Source organism: Caballeronia fortuita, from assembly GCF_001544835.2.
GTDB classification, from domain to species: Bacteria; Pseudomonadota; Gammaproteobacteria; order Burkholderiales; family Burkholderiaceae; genus Caballeronia; species Caballeronia fortuita.
On record NZ_FCNX02000005.1, the window covers coordinates 223,697 to 239,886 of the forward strand.

The window sequence follows — 16,190 nt, forward strand, 5'->3', positions numbered from 1 at the left end:
GGCGTGATGGACAGTCGCAGAATGATTCTTGCTGGTTCGTTGCCAGAACGCGCGTCGCGGAGACGCGCACTGCCTCGACGACACCGGCAGGCATCATCATGGAGGCCGCCATGGCGCACACCGCAGACGGAGAACATTTCGCGAACTTCGCCGAGTTCTATCCCTATTACCTCGACGAGCACCGCGACGCGGTTTCGCGCAGGCTGCATTTCATCGGCTCGCTCGGCGTAATCGGCTGCCTCGCGATGGCGGTCGCCACCGGCGACTGGCTCTGGCTGCCCGCCGCCGTCGTCTGCGGCTACGGCTTCGCGTGGATCGGCCATTTCTTTTTCGAGAAGAACCGCCCCGCGACGTTTCGCCATCCGGTCTACAGCCTGATGGGCGACTGGGTGATGTTCAAAGACATCTGCATCGGCAAGATCTCGCTCTGATCTGCGCCGAAAGAACGCTCAGGCGGGCTGCTCCGGCATCGACGAGCGCGGCACCTCGCTCAGCCGCGCGTTGGTCAGCGACGATATCCGCTCGGCGATCAACGAACCCAGCGTGATTTCGAGCTTCTCGTTCGCGAGCGCGTTCATGAGGGCGGCGCAATCGACCTGCGCCGCGTCGAGCTTCAACTGATATTCGAGTTCGGCGCGATCGATGACGAACTGCTCGAAAAGCATCGTCACCGTGATCTGATTCGGATTGGCGATGAGCACATAGCGCGGCGTGCGCGAATCTTCCAGACGTCCGATCCAGCCGAGCGCATCGAGCCGCGCGATCAGTCTCGTCGACGTATCGAGGTCGCAGCGCGCCATGCTCGAAAGCTGCAACGCGGTGTAGCCGGGCTTGCCCTCTTCGCGGGCCTCGACGAGCCGCGCGAGAATCTCGAGCGCATCGAGCAGATCGCTGCCCGGAAAATCGCGCCGATGATACTGTCCCGTGCGAATGGCCGGCAGCGCCGACGTGACCATCGCGCCGACGAGCGCGAACATCCAGCACAGATAAACCCACAGCAGGAACACCGGCAACGCGGCGAACGCGCCATAGACGGCGGTATAGGTGGGAATGCGCCGCACGTAATAGCCGAAGCCGCGCTTGCCGAGTTCGAAAGCGACCGCAGCGATCAACCCGCCGACGATCGCATCGCGCCATTCGACCTTGCAGTTGGGCATGTACACGTAAATGATCGTGAAACCGACCGCCGTGAGCGGCAGCGACACGCCCGTGAGCGCCCATTCGACGATCGGCGGCATCAGGTTGTGCGAGCCCGCGAACGCGACGGAATGCGCGAATACGTACGACGAGATCGACAGGCTGCAGCCGAAGAGAATCGGCCCGAGCGTGATGATGGACCAGTAGACGAGCACGCGCTGCGCGATCGGACGCGCCTTCTTCACACGCCAGATCACGTTGAACGCGGACTCGACCGTCATCATCGTCATGACGGAGGTCACGAAGAGGATGATCATGCCGACGGTCGTCAGGCCCTTCGCCTTCGACGCGAACTGATTCAGATACTTGAAGATCTGGTCGTTGATCTGCGGCGGCATCAGATGCACCGCGAGGAAATCCTGCAGCGACGCCTGGAACGAGCCGAAGATCGGGAACGCGGTGAAGAGCGCGAAGGCGACGGTCGCGAGCGGCACGATCGACAGCACGCTCGTGAACGTGAGACTGCCCGCCACTTGCGCGACGCGGTCTTCGCCGATGCGCCGCGCGACGAAACTGGCGAGACGCTTGACCGCCGCGAGATCGATGGAAAGTTGCTGCAAACGCCTTCTCCTGTCGTGACGGTCCGCACGCGCCAGGCCGCGTCACGCCACGAAAATCACCCAATACCTATAATAGCCGTTCACTAAAAAAGCCTTATGAACGACATCCTCGTGCTCTATTACAGCCGCCACGGCGCAACCCGCGAGCTCGGGCTCGCGATCGCGCAGGGCGTCGACAGCGTGCCCGGCATGCAGGCGCGCGTGCGCACCGTGCCGCCGGTTTCCACCGTGTGCGAAGCGACGCGGCCCGACATTCCAGCCGACGGCCCGCCCTACGCCGAATTGCGCGATCTCGAAGAATGCGCCGGCCTCGCACTCGGCTCGCCGACGCGCTTCGGCAATATGGCCGCGCCGCTCAAATATTTTCTCGATGGCACCACGCCGCAATGGCTTTCCGGCGCCCTTGCGGGCAAACCCGCCAGCGTCTTCACTTCCACTGGCAGCCTGCACGGCGGCCAGGAAAGCACCCTGCTCTCGATGATGCTGCCGCTCCTGCACCACGGCATGATGATCGTCGGCATCCCGTATACCGAATCGCGGCTCACCACGACGCAAAGCGGCGGCACGCCCTACGGGGCGTCGCATCATGCGCGCGCCGGCGGCGACGAAAACCAGCGCCACGGCATCACCGCCGATGAAAAGGCGCTCGCCGTCGCGCTCGGCGCACGGCTTGCGCGCACGGCGCTCGATCTCGTGCGCGGCGCGCGGACCGCATGAGCACATCAACCCCGGCCACACGTCCCAACAATGCGTTTGCATTCGGCGCGCTCGCTTGCCTCGTCGCGCTGATCGTCCTCGCGCTCTTCTGGGAGCTCTGGCTCGCGCCGCTGCGCCCCGGCGCGTGGGCGCTCGCCCTGAAGGCACTGCCGCTCGCGTGCGCGCTGCCGGGCGTGGCACGCAGGAGTCTCTATACGCTGCAATGGGCGTCGATGCTCGTGCTGCTCTATCTTGCCGAAGGCGTCGTGCGCGGCATGACGGATGCGGGACTTTCGGCATCGCTCGCATGGCTCGAGGCCGTAACCGCGCTCGCTTTCTTCGTCTGCGCGCTCAGCTACGTCGCGCCGTTCAAACGCGCGGCTCGGTTGAACGCACGTGCGAAAAAGAACTGATTGATTCGCCTTTTTCACGCCCGTTTCGCCCGGGCGTGATGCTTTGTAGCACGAAACGCTCGCCGACGCGCGTGCCTATGCCATTCGGACGAGGATCGCGCTCCACAGCCCTGCGCGATACTGTGCACATGCTTCACCGACATCCTTTCATCCGCCCATGACCGCAACTCAAGCCTTCATCGCCGCCTGCGCCGACGTTCTCGGCGCAGCGCACGTCCTGACCGACGCCCACGACACCGAGCCTTACCTCGTCGACTGGCGCAAGCGCTATCGCGGCCGCGCGTGCGCCGTGCTGCTGCCCGCCGATACCGCGCAGGTTGCGGCCGTCATGCGGCTTGCGCACGAGCATCGCATCGCGATCGTGCCGCAGGGCGGCAACACGGGGCTCGCCGGCGGAGCGACGCCCGATTCGAGCGGCGCGCAAGCCGTGATCGGCCTGAAGCGGCTCAATCGAATTCGCGGCGTCGATCCGCACAACAACACGATCACTGTCGAAGCAGGCGTCGTGCTCTCCGAGATTCAGGCGCGCGCCGAGAGCGCGCATCGGCTGTTCCCGCTGAGTCTCGCCGCCGAAGGCAGCTGCACGATTGGCGGCAATCTGTCCACCAACGCGGGCGGCACCGGGGTGCTGCGCTACGGCAATACTCGGGAGCTATGCCTCGGCCTCGAAGTCGTGACGCCGCAGGGCGAAATCTGGGACGGCTTGCGCGGACTGCGCAAGGACAACACCGGCTACGACCTGCGCGATCTTTTCATCGGCGCGGAAGGCACGCTCGGCATCATCACCGCCGCCGTGATGAAGCTGCATCCGGCGCCGGTCGCGAAAGTCACGGCGCTTGCGGGCCTTGCGTCGCCGCATGCCGCGCTCGATTTCCTGTCGATGGCGCAGCATCACGCGGGCGCGCTCCTGACCGGCTTCGAACTGATGTCCGATTTCTCGATGAGAATCGTCGGCAAGCATTTCCCGCAATTGCGCTATCCGTTCGCCGAACCGCACGGGCAGACCGTGCTGCTCGAACTTTCCGATAGCGAAAGCGACGCCCACGCGCGCGCCCTCTTCGAACGCCTGATGGAAGCGGCCCTCGACGAAGGCATCGTGGAGAACGCGGTCGTTGCGGAAAATCTCGCGCAGTCGCGGGCTTTCTGGGACTTGCGGGAGCATATCCCGCTCGCGCAGGCCGAGGAAGGCCTGAACATCAAACATGACATCGCAGTGCCCATTTCGAGCATCGGGCGCTTCATCGACGAAACCGATGCGATCATCGCGAAAGCGGTGCCCGGCGCGCGCATGGTCACCTTCGGCCATCTCGGCGACGGCAATCTGCACTACAACGTGCAAGCGCCCGAGGGCGTCGATGCAAAGCGCTTTCTCGACGAATTCCAGACGCCGATCAACGCGCTCGTGTATGACCAGGTGCACGCGCATCGCGGCAGCATTAGCGCGGAGCACGGTCTCGGCCAGTTGAAAGTGGACGAGGCGATGCACTATAAATCGCCGGTGGAAGTGCGTCTGATGCGTGCGATCAAGGCCGCGCTCGATCCGCACAACTTGATGAATCCCGGCAAGGTCGTGCGCGCGGACGCGCCGGCCGCGAAGGAGAACATCGCATGAAGATTCGCGTGCTGTCCGACCTGCATCTCGAATGCGACGAGCCGCTGGCAATTCCGTACGCCGAGGCCGATCTCGTCGTGCTGGCGGGCGACATCCACAATCACGCCGAAGGCTTGCGCTGGGCGGCGGAAAATTTCGATTCCGATGTCCCCGTGGTCTACGTGCCCGGCAATCACGAGTACTATGACGCCGAGTTCGGCGCGATGGAAGCGGCGATGCAGGACGCCGCGCGCAGCGTCGACAACGTGCACTATCTGAACAACGCGTCGCTGGTGGATCGGCGCGGCGCGTGGCGCGTGCTCGGCACGACGCTCTGGACCGACTTCGCGCTCTTCGGTTCGGACGACACGGACATCGAAAACGCGAAGGCCGCCTGCACGAAAGTGATGCTCGACTACAAGGGCCTGATTCAGCTCGCGTGGCCGGAGCCGGACGGCGAGCCGCGCGAATTCGCACCCGACGATTCCCTCGCGCTGCACGAGCAGTCGCGCGCGTGGCTCGAAGCCGAACTCGCGAAGCCGTTCGCGGGGCAGACGATCGTCGTCACACATCACGCGCCGATGCGTCAGAGTCTCGCGGCGCGCTACGCGGAAGATCTCGTGTCGGCGGGATTCGTGAATCATTTGCCGTCGCTCGCGCGCGCGCCCGCGTTGCTATGGATTCACGGGCATACGCACACATCGTTCGATTATGAAGTGAACGGCACACGCGTCGTGTGCAATCCGCGCGGCTATTTCAGCCGGCGCGAGCAGCGCTGGGAGAATCCGGATTTCGCGTGGGACAAGGTCGTCGAAATTTGAAACGTCGCGGACTTCGCGGAGGAACGCCATGTGCGGCCGAATCAGCCAGTACCGACTGCCGATGCATTACGCGCAACGCCTGCATCTGAAAAATCCGTTCGTGCTCGTGGATGCAGCCGACAGGCGTCCCGGCTATAACCTCTCGCCCGGCACGCATCCGCTCGCCGTCTATCCGGACGAAACCATCCGCGCAGTGCATTGGGGATATTGCCCGCCGTGGGCCATTCAGAAGAAGCTGCCGCAAACCATCAACGCGCGTGTCGAGACGGCGGCGACGAGCGCGTACTTCAAGCATTTGTGGAAGAAAGCGCGCATTCTCGTGCCCGCCGACGGCTGGTTCGAATGGCGCATCGAGCCGCGTCCCGGCGATCCGGCCGCGAAGCCCTTCAAGCAGCCCTACTTCATCCGGCGCGCGGACGGCGAACCAATGTATCTCGCCGCGCTCACGAGCATCCTGCGCGACGATGACGCCGCCGCACCAGGCGCGGGCTTCGTCATCGTGACGGCGGCGGCGGACGAAGGACTCGTCGACGTGCACGATCGGCGCCCGCTCGTCTTCGCGCCCGCGAACGCGCGCCGCTGGCTCGACCCGGACGCATCGCCCGACGATCTCGCGGCGCTCGTCAGATCGGACGGCGTACCCGCGTCGCACTTCGTCTGGCATCGCGTATCGACGGATGTGAATCGCGCGGCCAACGACGAGCCGCGCCTCATCGAACCGCTGGAAAGCCTGCTGTGAATGCCGTGTGAGGCGGGTTCAGCGTCGTGGACGATCGTCGTCGATACGCACGGGAACGAGACTTCGTTTCGCGTTGCGCTCGGACTGCGCGCGCATCGCGTTGAAGAGATCGCGCGACGCCGGAACGGCGATCAGCACCAGAAGCGCGGCGAGCGCGAGCAAGAGTGGCGTACCCATGTGGCTTATCCCGGTAAAAGAAGCGTTGGAACCAGTGCAGACACTACCAAGCTGCGGACAAATGCGAAGTAAGCAAGTGTTGCGCCGCGGCTTTTTTGGTAACCGGACGCGCCGCCGCGTGCCGTTTCAGGTGACGACGAATTCCTTCAGCGATTCGGCGTCGGCGGCGAGCGTATCGGGCAGCGCCTCGCGCAGGAACTCGACCCAAGTTCGAATCTTGGCATCGAGATACTGGCGCGACGGATAGAGCGCGTACACGTTCAGCTCCTGCATCGTGTATTGCGGCAGCACGCGCACGAGCGTGCCCGCGCGCAAACCGGGCAGCGCGGACGACGTCGGCAGCACGCCGATGCCCATGCTCTCGCGGATCGCGGCGACCATCGCCTCGGCGACATTCACCGTGAACGTCGACGGACCGAGACTCACCGTTTCCTGACCGTTCGGGCCGTCGAAGACCCAGCGGTCGGGCGGAAAGACCGGCGTCATCAGTTGCAGACAGGTGTGGCGCACGAGATCGGAAAGCACATGCGGCGCGCCGTTTTTTTCGATGTAAGCCGGCGACGCGCACGCGATGCTGTACACCGAACCGAGCCGCGCCGACACGAGACCGGAATCCGGCAGTTCTGAAGCGAGCACGACCGACACGTCGTAGCCTTCGTCGAGCAGATCGGGCACGCGCTGCGCGAGCGTCAGATCGACCTGCACCGCCGGATGGCGCTGCTGATAGCGCGAGATCAACGGCACGATGTAATGCTGGCCGAAGCTCGTCATCGAATGAACCTTGAGCTTGCCGGACGGACGCGCGTGCGCATCGCCCGCCTCCGCTTCCGCCTGATCCACATAAGCCAGGATCTGCTCGCAGCGTTGCAGATAACGCTCGCCCGCTTCGGTCAGCGCGATGCGCCGCGTCGTGCGGTTCAGCAAGCGCGCGCGCAAATGCGCTTCGAGATCCGATACGGCTCGCGATGCGTAGGCCGTCGTCGTATTGAGATGTTGGGCGGCGGCCGTAAAACTGCCCGCTTCGACGACCCGCACAAATACGCGCATGTTTTGCAGCGTGTCCATGGCGCTGTTTCCGTCTTTGAGAACTATTCGTGAGCCAAATTGTTACACGATGGGCAACAACAATTATCACATTGTCCGTAAGAATGCTTTGCATCCTTACCGGTTATTCGACAATCTCCGCAAAAATATAATCACTTCCTGGAATCTAGTTCAATTTTAGGAGTGAATCGTGCGAGGGCGACTGTCCGGAAGCGCAGCGTGCGCCGCCGTTCTTACAGCGATATTGACAATGGCCGGGTGCGCGAGCACGGGCAAGATCGCGCCGCAGGACTCGCTCAAGGATGCATCGACGCTCGACGCCGGCAGCGCCATCCGCGCCGCCAACGCGGACGCGCAATGGCCCGAAGCGCAATGGTGGCGCGCCTATCGCGATCCGCAACTCGACGCGTGGATCGCACGCGCGACCAACGGCAGCCCGACGCTCGCGATGGCCGCGGCGCGCGTGCGCGAAGCGCAGCAACAGGCGGGCGTCGCGCGCTCGGAACTGCTGCCGCACGTCGACGGCTCGTTGAGCATGGCGCGCAAGAACTGGCCCAATAACGATTTCTACGGCCCGGGCCCCTACGCCGACACGACGACGTGGGACAACACCGCCGGACTCTCGCTGTCGTACAACCTCGACCTCTGGCATCGCGACGACAATAACGCCGAACGCGCGCTCGACGTCGCGCATGTGCGCGCGGCCGATGCGCGCGCCGCGCAGCTAGAACTCGAGACGAACGTCGTGCGCGCGTATATCGGTTTTTCGCAGTCGTTCGCGCTGCTCGATATCGCCGAAGAGACGCTCGCGCAGCAGGAGCGCATTGCCGGTCTCGCGCGGCGGCGTCTGAAAGGCGGCCTCGGCACGCAGCTCGAAGTGAGCCAGGCCGAAGCGCCCTTGCCCGAGTACGAACGTCAGGTCGACATCTACAAGGAAGCGATCGCGCTCGCACGCAACCAGCTCGCCGCGCTCGCCGGCGACGGCCCCGGCGCGGGCGAAGCGCTCACGCGACCCGCGCTGTCGCTGGCGACGCCGCTGCCCTTGCCGTCGGCGCTGCCGGCGGAACTCGTCGGACATCGGCCGGACATCGTCGCGGCGCGCTGGATGGTGGCCGCGCAGGCACGCGGCATCGATGTCGCGAAGGCGGGCTTCTATCCGAACATCAATCTCGCCGCGTCGCTGACCCAGGCGTTCGCGGGTGGCGCGCTGCTCAGCTTTCTCACACGTGATGCGTCCGGCTACAGCTTCGGCCCGGCGGTCTCGCTGCCGATCTTCGAAGGCGGACGCCTGCGCGCGCAGCTCGGCGCGGCATCGGCGCAATACGATCAGGCCGTCGATCACTACAACGCGACGCTCGTCGCCGCGCTCAAGGACATCGCCGATCAGGTCGTGCGCGTGCACTCGCTCGATACGCAGCTCGACGCCTCGGGCCGCTCCGTCGCCGCCGCGCGCAAGAACTACGATCTCGCCAATCAGGGCTACAAGCGCGGCCTCACCGATTATCTGAACGTGCTGATCGCGCAGACCCAATTGCTCAAGGCGCAGGACGGCGAAGCACGCGTGCGCGCGCAACGGCTCGCGTCATACGCGACGTTGACCTCGGCGCTCGGCGGCGGCATCGACGATCCGTCGAACGGGCCGGAAGAAACCGCGCTCGCGCCGTCGAAGCACATCGGGCCGTTCAGCAAGGCACGGGACTGAGCATGTCGACACCTGCTTCCCTCATCGGACGACAGCCCCTCAAGGATGCCCTGCTCGACTGGGCGCGCACCGACGGTCTCGCGTGGGTCTACATCTTCAAGGCCGTGCTCGCGGCGCTGCTGTCGCTGTGGATCGCGATGCGTCTCGACATGGCGCAGCCGCGCACCGCGATGACCACCGTGTTCGTCGTGATGCAGCCGCAAAGCGGCATGGTGCTCGCCAAAAGCTTCTATCGTTTTTGCGGAACGATGGTCGGCCTCGTCGTGATGATGATCTTCATCGGCCTGTTCGCGCAGCAGCCCGTGCTCTTTCTGTCCGCGACCGCGCTGTGGGTCGGCCTCTGCACGGCGGGCGCGGCGCGCAACCGCAACTTCCGTTCGTACGGCTTCGTGCTCGCGGGCTACACGGCGGCGCTGATCGGCATTCCGGCGGCGCAGCATCCGGAGGCGGCGTATCTGTCGGCGCTCACGCGCGTCGGCGAAGTGACGCTCGGCATCGTGTGCTCGGGCGCGGTGAGCGCGCTCGTCTTTCCGCAGCACGCGGGCGAACAGGTCCGCACGACGGTGCGCCGCCGCTTCACGCAGTTCGTCGATTACGTGTGCCGCGCGCTGTCGGGCAACATGGAACGCGCGCAGATCGAGCGGACCAATCTCGCGTTCGTGTCGGATATCGTCGGCTTCGAGGCCGCGCGCAGCGTCGCCGTATTCGAGAATCCCGAATCGCGCAGACGCGGCGGACGGCTCGCGCGGCTGAACAGCGAATTCATGAGCGCATCGACGCGCTTTCACGCGCTGCATCAGTTGATGAACCGGCTGCGCGGGAACGCATCGGCTGCGACCATCGATGCGCTCGAACCGTTCTTTCGCGAAGTGCCGCCGCTTCTCGCGGTCTCGGGCGAGCCGGTGAGAAACGCCGCCGACGCCGCGCACGCCGCCGCGCAACTGCGCGACTACAAGGCGGCGTTGCCCAAGCGCGTGCGTGCGGCGCGTGCGCAGCTCGAAGCGAATCCGGCCTTCGTGGAACTGGAGTTCGATACCGCGACGGAGCTGCTCTACCGCTTCGTCGACGACATGCTCGCGTACGCGGAAACCTATGCGTCGCTGAGCGCGCCGTCGCACGAGCGCGAGCGCTGGATCGCGCGCTACGTGCCGAAGACCAACATGATCGCGGCGGCGATCTCGGGCTTGCGCGGCGCGGTCGTGATGTTCGTGCTATCGGCGTTCTGGATCGCGACCGCGTGGCCGAGCGGCGGGACGATGGTGCTCAACGCGGCGGCCGTGTGCGCGCTCGCGTCATCGTCGGCGCGTCCGACGCTCATGTCGGCGCAGATGGCGCTCGGCACGATGCTCGCGAGCGTCACCGGCATGATCGTCGTGTTCGGCGTGTTTCCGCATATCGACGGCTTCGCGATGATGTGCGCCGCGCTCGCGCCCGCGCTCCTCTTCGGCGCGTATCTGAGCACGCGGCGCGCGCTGGCAGGCGTCGGCATCGGCTATTGCATCTTTTTCTGCTTTCTCGCGGGGCCGGACAATCTCGTCCACTACGATCCGACCGGCTTCATGAACGATGCCCTGGCGCTCGTGCTCTCGATGATCGTCGCGGCGATCGCCTTTGCCGTCCTGCTGCCGACCGATGCGCCGTGGCTGCGGCGTCTCCTGCTCGCCGATCTGCGGCGCGAGGTCGTGAGCGCGCGTCACGGACGTCTTTCGAGTCTCGCAACGCACTTCGAAAGCCGCACGCGCGACCTGCTGGCGCAGATCAATGCGCTCGCCGCGCAGCGCGCCGACTTGCAGCGCGACGCGTTGCAGTGGCTTTTCGCGGTGCTGGAGTTCGGCAATGCGGTGATCGACTTGCGGCGCGAGATCGCGGGACTCGCGAACGCGCCGCACTACGCGGCGTCGATGTCGTGGCGCCGCTCGGTCGATGCGACGCTCGATGCCGTCGCGCGTCTCTTCGACCGTCCGAAGGCGCAGCGTTTCGATGCCGCGCTCGCCGCGGCCGAACAGGCGATCGCCGATACGCGCGATCTGCTCGCGCTCGCGGATCCGCCGCGCGAGGAAAGGCATCGGCTGCAGCGCATCATGAGTCATCTGCATTTTGTCCGTACCGCGCTGCTCGACCCCGCATCACCGTTCGCGCAACATGCGCCCGCAAAGTATCCATCGCACGAAGGAGCGTCTCATGTTTCCGCGTAACGTCGCGATCCTCGAAGCCTATGTGCCGACGATCCTGCTGCTCTTCATCGCGGGCGCGATGATCACGTGGATCGTCGACCGCGTGCTCGCGCTGACGGGTCTTTATCGCGTGGTGTGGCATCCGGCGCTCTTTCGCGCCAGTCTGCTCGTCTGCATCTGCGGGACGCTCGGACTCGTCGCGTATCGATGAACTTCATCACCTTCATACAAGCTGAAAAAGAGTTGCATCATGATTCTCAGGAAAATCATCGGCCTGGTCTTGACGATCGCCATCTTCGCGGTCGCGCTCGTCATCGGACGCGTGCTGTGGGTGCATTACATGGACGAGCCGTGGACGCGCGATGGCCGCGTGCGCGCGGATGTCGTCAACGTGGCGCCGGACGTGTCGGGCGCGGTCGTGCAATTGCCGGTCCACGATAACCAGCTCGTGAAAAAGGGCGACCTGTTGATGGAGATCGATCCGTCGCATTACCGGATTGCGGTCGAGCAGGCGCAGGCGAACGTCACCGCGCGCGCCGCGGAGTTGCGCATGCGCCGCGCGGACGCCGCGCGCCGCGCCGACATGGACAGCGAGGTCGTCTCGAAGGAAGCGCGCGAAAACGCGATGCAGACCGCAGCGGGCGCCGAAGCGCAGTTGCAGCAGGCGCAGGCCGCGCTCGATGCCGCGAAGCTCAATCTCGAGCGCACGAAGGTCTTTTCGCCCGTCGACGGCTACGTGACCAACCTCAACGTGTTTCGCGGCGATTACGCGACGGCGGGCGCGGCCAAGCTCGCAATCGTCGATAGCCATTCGTTCTGGGTGTACGGCTATTTCGAGGAAACGAAGCTGCCGCACGTGCGCATCGGCGACAAGGCATCGATTCGTTTGATGAGCGGCGGCGAACTGCAGGGCCATGTCGAGAGCATTTCGCGCGGCATCTACGATCGCGACAATCCGCAAAGCCGCGAACTGCTCGCCGACGTGAACCCGACGTTCAACTGGGTGCGGCTCGCGCAGCGCGTGCCGGTGCGCGTGCATATCGATGCGGTGCCGGACGGGGTGTTGCTGAGTGCGGGGACGACCTGTACGGTGGTGGTTGCGCCGTCGAGTTGAGCGAATTTTCCAGCCAATCCGGATGCCGCTAAAATGTCTTCACATTTCGCATCCGAAGGAAGCACGAATGGAATCCAGAAAGATTGGCCGTTTGGCGATATCGAACATTCCGCCGCGTGTGAAAATTGCGCCGAAGCCCGAGCGTGAAATCGACATGTCGACGCCGGAATCGCGCGAACGCGTCTCGACCGCGGTACGGAAAATCCTCGAGACACACAACATCGCCATTAAGGCGCTCGCCAAGCGCTAATGCTGCTCTCTGCTCGGTACGTCATCGCGGTACATGACGACATTCTTGACCTCGAAGGCGGATTGCCCGGATTCGCGCAGGCGGGGCCGGGCGGCGTCGACGCCGTTCTGGCGCGCGTCGAAAATCACGCTCACTACGAGGGACTGGACGACGTGTTCGGCATCGCTGCGATGTACGCAGTCGCCATCGCGCGTGGACATGTCTTCAATGACGGGAATAAACGCACGGCTCTCGTCTGCGCTCTCACCTATCTGAGTGTGCAAGGCTACGATTTGTCCTCGACGATGGAAATTGAAGACGATCTCGTCGAAGTGATGGTCGAAGTCGCGGAAGGCAAGATCGAACGCGAAGAATTGGCTGATTATCTGTCTGCGATCTGCACGTGTTCATGAGCACATGACAAAAAAAGCCCGCATCGGACCTCCCCGAGCGGGCTTCTCTCAAGCAAGGCCAAAAGCCTTACTTCAACACCACCTTCACATCGAAGTACTTCGCGGCAAAGCGGTCGATCGTCCCATCGTCCTTCAGTTCCTTCAGCGCGCGATTGAGCGCGTCCTTGAGCGCCTTGTCGTTCTTGCGCACGCCGAAGCCGACGCCCGAGCCCAGCAGCTTGTCATCCAACACTGCCGGCCCGGCGAACGCGAAACCCGCGCCCTGCGGCTGCTTCAGAAAGCCCTTCGATGCCGCTTCGGCATCCTGGAACGCCGCATCCAGACGGCCCGACGCCAGATCGGCATAGATCTGATCCTGCGCCTGATACGACTCGACGTCGATGCCCGCCGGCGCCCACTTCGCCTTCGCGTAGGTTTCCTGAATCGATCCTTGCAGCACGCCGACATGCTTGCCCTTCAGACCGTCGACGGTCGGCTGGATCGCGCTGCCCTTCTTCGCGATCAGCTGATTCGGAATCGTGTAGATCGGATCGGTGAAGTCGATCGCGAGCTTTCGCTTGTCGGTGATCGTCATGTCCGAGTTGATGCCGTCGAACTTGCGCGCCTGCAACGCGGGAATGAGGCCGTCGAACGAATTCTCGACCCACACGCACTTCATCTTCAGCTTCGCGCATACCGCGTTGCCAATGTCGATATCGAAGCCCTGCAACTCGCCGCTCGGCGACTTCGACTCGAACGGCGCGTACGACGCCTCGACGCCGAAGCGCAGTTGCTTCATGTCATCGGCGGCTTGCGCGTTCGACGTGGCCAAAGCGGCGCCCAGCACCGCGAACGCGGCGAGCCCGCGGCCGATCAGATGCGATTTCTTCAACTTCCCTCTCCTTCCATTGCGGTTTTATACGAGTGCTTGTGATGTGGCACCGGGGCGCGATTGTAGCGCGCGCGAGACCGCCCGAAGGCGGCCCCGGCGCGCGTTCAATCGAGAGAGCCGAGCGTGGATTCGGTCGTGTCGACGACCATCAGGCCCGCGCGCAGGCCGGGCTTCACTTTCGGATTCGGAAACACGATGCGCTCCTCATCGTGCGAAACGCGATAGCGATAATCGCCATCCCGCGCGAGCTCGGTGCCGGCGGCGAACGCGGTGAAGTTCGGCACATCGCTCGCGACGTTCAGCACGAAGTGCTCGCTCTGCTTGTCGATCTGCGCGACGACGGTGAACACCCGCAGCGGCGCGTTTTCCTTTGCCGCCTCGCCGGCGATCAGACGGCGCAACGCCGCATCCGATGCCGCAAAACGCGCGAGATCGTTCTGGCCGAACGGCCTCACCTTGCCGAGTTCGAGCGTGCAGGCGAGCGCATTCGCGTGCTGCGCCGTGAAATGCGTGAACGTATTGCCCTTCTCGCGATGCAGCAGCACCGCCTGCAAACGCGCATCGCGCAGCCAGTCGAACATCGCGCGGGCGAGCGGCGCGCCGGTGTGCGGCAGCAGCGCGAATTGCTCGAAGACCGACGCGCGAATCGCCGTGTGCATGTCGATGTGCCACTTCGCGTGCACGACGCCATCGAAGAATTTCAGCGCGGCATCTTCCAGTTCCGCAGCGCGCGGCGCTTCGCGGCTATCGGGCGAACTCGCGTGGCGGCCGCTGAAAAGCCGGTTCAGGTCGTCGTCGATATAACGCTCGCCCGCGCGCATCGCGCCGATATTGCCGAGGATCACGAGCATGCGCGCGGCAAGCGGCGCGCGGCCGTTCGCGATATCCGCAACGAGCGACGACAGCATTTCGATCGGCGCGGTTTCATCGCCGTGAATGCCCGCCGATGCGAGCACGCTGTGCCTCGGCGTCTGCGCGGGTTCGAGCAGCAGGACGCCCTCGCCTTGCCATGTCCACCGCACGCCCGAAGGCGCGAGGCCGTGCGCCACGCCAGGACGAGCGCCGCCGAGCGTGAACGTCAGAAAATCGCCGAGGAGATCAGCGCTGGAAGTCATAGACGGCACCGAGTCCGAGGATGGTCGTCAGTTCGTCGAGCGCGGCGCGCGATTCGGCGAGCAGCTTCGGATCGGCGAGATCGGCGGGCGCAAGACGGTCGCGATAATGCCGGTCGATCCACGCATCGAGCTGCGTGAAGAGGGCGTCGTCGATCCATACGCGCGGGTTGACCGCCGCGCGTTCGGCGTCGTTCAGCACGACGCGCAGACGCAGGCAAGCCGGCCCGCCGCCGTTCTTCATGCTCTCGCGCAGATCGAAGACGAGCACTTCGTCGATCGGCGTCTTTCGGCCCGCGAGTGAATCGAGATAAGCCGCGACGCGCGCGTTCTCGCGGCATTCCTGCGGCACGACAAGCAGTTGCCTGCCATCCGCGCTCGACAACAACTGGCTGTTGAAGAGATACGACGACACCGCGTCCTGCACGCTCACCTCGTTCTCCGGCACCTCGAGCGCATGAAACGGCGTGCCTTGCGCGTCGAGCTTTGCACGGAGCGCGTCGTAGACCTCGTGCTGATCGACGAACGCGCGCTCGTGACAAAAAAGCGTCGTGCGATTGCCGACCGCGATCACGTCGTTGTGAAAGACGCCTGCATCGATCACGTCGGGCGATTGCTGCGCGAATACGGTCGCGTCGTCCGACAAGCCGTGCAGGCGTGCAACCGCGCGGCTCGCTTCGAGTGTCTGACGCGCCGGATAACGCTGCGGCTGCGGACCCTGAGCGTACTCGCTGCGTCCATACACGAAGAACTCGACGCCCTTCTCGCCGTACTCGCGCGCAAAACGCGTGTGATTCGCAGCGCCTTCGTCGCCGAGCGCGGGCGTGCCGGGCAGCGCGTGATGAATGCGAAAGCGCGCTTCATCGGCGAAGATCGCGGCGAGCGAGCGGCGCGTTTCGCCGTGCTCGATCGCGCGATGCAGCTTCGCCGCAAGATTGGCGGGCGTGAAATGCACGCGGCCGTCGTTCGTGTCCGCCGATGGGCTGACGGTCGCCGCATTCGCGGTCCACATCGCGGAAGCCGAACTCGCCGCCGCGAGCAGTTCGGGCGCTTCGCGCGCGGCGCGGGCGATCACGCTGGCGTCGTCGCCGGAGAAGCCGACCGCGCGCAACAGCCTGATCGACGGACGTTCGAGCGGCGGCAGCACGCCCTGATGAAACCCGAGATCGGCGAGCCGCTTCATCTTGCGCAAGCCCTGCTTCGCCGCAGCCTTCGGATTGGCGACCGATTTCTCGTTGCTGCGCGACGCGACGTTGCCGAACGAGAGACCGGCGTAGTTGTGCGTCGGGCCGACCAGCCCGTCGAAGTTCGCTTCGGTTGCAAGCATGTTGATTTCC

Annotated in this window: 18 protein-coding genes; 12 read left to right on the forward strand and 6 right to left on the reverse strand. The window is 64.7% G+C overall.

The annotated features are described in order from the left end of the window. Positions 1-110 precede the first annotated feature (110 nt). Positions 111-431 (forward strand): Mpo1-like protein, encoded by a 321-nt coding sequence (locus tag AWB77_RS12045; protein WP_061134657.1) that lies wholly within the window; start codon positions 111-113, stop codon positions 429-431. A gap of 18 nt (positions 432-449) precedes the next feature. Here the strand turns inward: AWB77_RS12045 and AWB77_RS12050 are convergent, their stop codons facing one another. Further along, complete coding sequence (locus AWB77_RS12050) at positions 450-1,757, reverse strand: YihY family inner membrane protein (RefSeq protein WP_061134658.1); 1,308 nt, start codon at positions 1,755-1,757, stop codon at positions 450-452. Positions 1,758-1,853: 96 nt separating this feature from the next. Between AWB77_RS12050 and wrbA the strand changes: the two genes are divergently transcribed. The 5 genes from wrbA to AWB77_RS12075 all read left to right on the forward strand — a co-directional run bounded on the left by wrbA (position 1,854) and on the right by AWB77_RS12075 (position 6,017). After that, positions 1,854-2,474, forward strand: a complete 621-nt coding sequence (wrbA, locus tag AWB77_RS12055) for an NAD(P)H:quinone oxidoreductase (RefSeq protein ID WP_061134659.1) — start codon at positions 1,854-1,856, stop codon at positions 2,472-2,474. Continuing rightward, positions 2,471-2,866 carry a DUF2069 domain-containing protein gene (locus AWB77_RS12060; protein WP_061134660.1) on the forward strand — a complete coding sequence of 132 codons (396 nt, stop codon included), beginning with the start codon at positions 2,471-2,473 and terminating at the stop codon, positions 2,864-2,866. The genes wrbA and AWB77_RS12060 overlap by 4 nt, the downstream gene beginning before the upstream one ends. Before the next feature lie 157 nt (positions 2,867-3,023). Then, on the forward strand, positions 3,024-4,478 hold the full coding sequence (locus AWB77_RS12065; protein WP_061134661.1) for an FAD-binding oxidoreductase: 1,455 nt from the start codon (positions 3,024-3,026) through the stop codon (positions 4,476-4,478). Then, positions 4,475-5,278: a metallophosphoesterase gene (locus tag AWB77_RS12070; protein WP_061134662.1), complete on the forward strand. Its 804-nt coding sequence runs from the start codon at positions 4,475-4,477 to the stop codon at positions 5,276-5,278. Before AWB77_RS12065 ends, AWB77_RS12070 begins: the two co-directional genes overlap by 4 nt. 28 nt (positions 5,279-5,306) lie before the next feature. Beyond that, positions 5,307-6,017, forward strand: coding sequence for an SOS response-associated peptidase (locus tag AWB77_RS12075; protein ID WP_061134663.1), 711 nt, complete (start codon positions 5,307-5,309; stop codon positions 6,015-6,017). Positions 6,018-6,035: 18 nt separating this feature from the next. Here AWB77_RS12075 and AWB77_RS35750 read toward each other — a convergent pair whose 3' ends face one another. Next, positions 6,036-6,194: a hypothetical protein gene (locus AWB77_RS35750; RefSeq protein WP_157694801.1), complete on the reverse strand. Its 159-nt coding sequence runs from the start codon at positions 6,192-6,194 to the stop codon at positions 6,036-6,038. Between the two features lie 126 nt (positions 6,195-6,320). Next, positions 6,321-7,259 carry a LysR family transcriptional regulator gene (locus tag AWB77_RS12080; protein ID WP_061134664.1) on the reverse strand — a complete coding sequence of 313 codons (939 nt, stop codon included), beginning with the start codon at positions 7,257-7,259 and terminating at the stop codon, positions 6,321-6,323. Positions 7,260-7,428: 169 nt separating this feature from the next. Between AWB77_RS12080 and AWB77_RS12085 the strand changes: the two genes are divergently transcribed. From AWB77_RS12085 to AWB77_RS12110, 6 genes are all read left to right on the forward strand, one after another. Beyond that, entirely contained in the window at positions 7,429-8,940 is a 1,512-nt protein-coding gene (locus AWB77_RS12085) for an efflux transporter outer membrane subunit (RefSeq protein WP_279616182.1), read from the forward strand. Positions 8,941-8,942: 2 nt separating this feature from the next. Then, positions 8,943-11,135, forward strand: a complete 2,193-nt coding sequence (locus tag AWB77_RS12090) for an FUSC family protein (RefSeq protein ID WP_061134666.1) — start codon at positions 8,943-8,945, stop codon at positions 11,133-11,135. Further along, on the forward strand, positions 11,122-11,325 hold the full coding sequence (locus AWB77_RS12095) for a DUF1656 domain-containing protein (RefSeq protein WP_061134667.1): 204 nt from the start codon (positions 11,122-11,124) through the stop codon (positions 11,323-11,325). The genes AWB77_RS12090 and AWB77_RS12095 overlap by 14 nt, the downstream gene beginning before the upstream one ends. A gap of 39 nt (positions 11,326-11,364) precedes the next feature. Next, positions 11,365-12,228, forward strand: coding sequence for an efflux RND transporter periplasmic adaptor subunit (locus AWB77_RS12100; RefSeq protein ID WP_061134668.1), 864 nt, complete (start codon positions 11,365-11,367; stop codon positions 12,226-12,228). Positions 12,229-12,295: 67 nt separating this feature from the next. Beyond that, positions 12,296-12,478 (forward strand): hypothetical protein, encoded by a 183-nt coding sequence (locus AWB77_RS12105; RefSeq protein ID WP_061134669.1) that lies wholly within the window; start codon positions 12,296-12,298, stop codon positions 12,476-12,478. Continuing rightward, positions 12,478-12,870: a type II toxin-antitoxin system death-on-curing family toxin gene (locus tag AWB77_RS12110; RefSeq protein ID WP_063936504.1), complete on the forward strand. Its 393-nt coding sequence runs from the start codon at positions 12,478-12,480 to the stop codon at positions 12,868-12,870. Before AWB77_RS12105 ends, AWB77_RS12110 begins: the two co-directional genes overlap by 1 nt. Before the next feature lie 67 nt (positions 12,871-12,937). On the opposite strand, the gene AWB77_RS12115 is transcribed toward AWB77_RS12110, so the two are convergent. The 3 genes from AWB77_RS12115 to astB form a co-directional block, all read right to left on the reverse strand. Next, on the reverse strand, positions 12,938-13,741 hold the full coding sequence (locus AWB77_RS12115) for an ABC transporter substrate-binding protein (protein WP_061134670.1): 804 nt from the start codon (positions 13,739-13,741) through the stop codon (positions 12,938-12,940). Positions 13,742-13,845: 104 nt separating this feature from the next. Next, entirely contained in the window at positions 13,846-14,856 is a 1,011-nt protein-coding gene (gene astE / locus AWB77_RS12120; protein ID WP_061134671.1) for a succinylglutamate desuccinylase, read from the reverse strand. Then, positions 14,840-16,180 carry an N-succinylarginine dihydrolase gene (astB, locus tag AWB77_RS12125; protein WP_061134672.1) on the reverse strand — a complete coding sequence of 447 codons (1,341 nt, stop codon included), beginning with the start codon at positions 16,178-16,180 and terminating at the stop codon, positions 14,840-14,842. The genes astE and astB overlap by 17 nt, the downstream gene beginning before the upstream one ends. Positions 16,181-16,190: the final 10 nt, after the last annotated feature.

Excerpts from the sequence above, each read along its gene's own strand:
- AWB77_RS12065 (WP_061134661.1), top strand. The coding sequence starts at position 3,024 with ATGACCGCAACTCAAGCCTTCATCGCCGCCTGCGCCGACGTTCTCGGC.
- AWB77_RS12090 (WP_061134666.1), top strand. The coding sequence starts at position 8,943 with ATGTCGACACCTGCTTCCCTCATCGGACGACAGCCCCTCAAGGATGCC.
- AWB77_RS12100 (WP_061134668.1), top strand. The coding sequence starts at position 11,365 with ATGATTCTCAGGAAAATCATCGGCCTGGTCTTGACGATCGCCATCTTC.
- AWB77_RS12080 (WP_061134664.1), bottom strand. The coding sequence starts at position 7,259 with ATGGACACGCTGCAAAACATGCGCGTATTTGTGCGGGTCGTCGAAGCG.
- AWB77_RS12095 (WP_061134667.1), top strand. The coding sequence starts at position 11,122 with ATGTTTCCGCGTAACGTCGCGATCCTCGAAGCCTATGTGCCGACGATC.
- astB (WP_061134672.1), bottom strand. The coding sequence starts at position 16,180 with ATGCTTGCAACCGAAGCGAACTTCGACGGGCTGGTCGGCCCGACGCAC.
- AWB77_RS12110 (WP_063936504.1), top strand. The coding sequence starts at position 12,478 with ATGCTGCTCTCTGCTCGGTACGTCATCGCGGTACATGACGACATTCTT.
- AWB77_RS12070 (WP_061134662.1), top strand. The coding sequence starts at position 4,475 with ATGAAGATTCGCGTGCTGTCCGACCTGCATCTCGAATGCGACGAGCCG.
- AWB77_RS35750 (WP_157694801.1), bottom strand. The coding sequence starts at position 6,194 with ATGGGTACGCCACTCTTGCTCGCGCTCGCCGCGCTTCTGGTGCTGATC.
- AWB77_RS12060 (WP_061134660.1), top strand. The coding sequence starts at position 2,471 with ATGAGCACATCAACCCCGGCCACACGTCCCAACAATGCGTTTGCATTC.
- AWB77_RS12045 (WP_061134657.1), top strand. The coding sequence starts at position 111 with ATGGCGCACACCGCAGACGGAGAACATTTCGCGAACTTCGCCGAGTTC.
- astE (WP_061134671.1), bottom strand. The coding sequence starts at position 14,856 with ATGACTTCCAGCGCTGATCTCCTCGGCGATTTTCTGACGTTCACGCTC.
- wrbA (WP_061134659.1), top strand. The coding sequence starts at position 1,854 with ATGAACGACATCCTCGTGCTCTATTACAGCCGCCACGGCGCAACCCGC.
- AWB77_RS12105 (WP_061134669.1), top strand. The coding sequence starts at position 12,296 with ATGGAATCCAGAAAGATTGGCCGTTTGGCGATATCGAACATTCCGCCG.
- AWB77_RS12075 (WP_061134663.1), top strand. The coding sequence starts at position 5,307 with ATGTGCGGCCGAATCAGCCAGTACCGACTGCCGATGCATTACGCGCAA.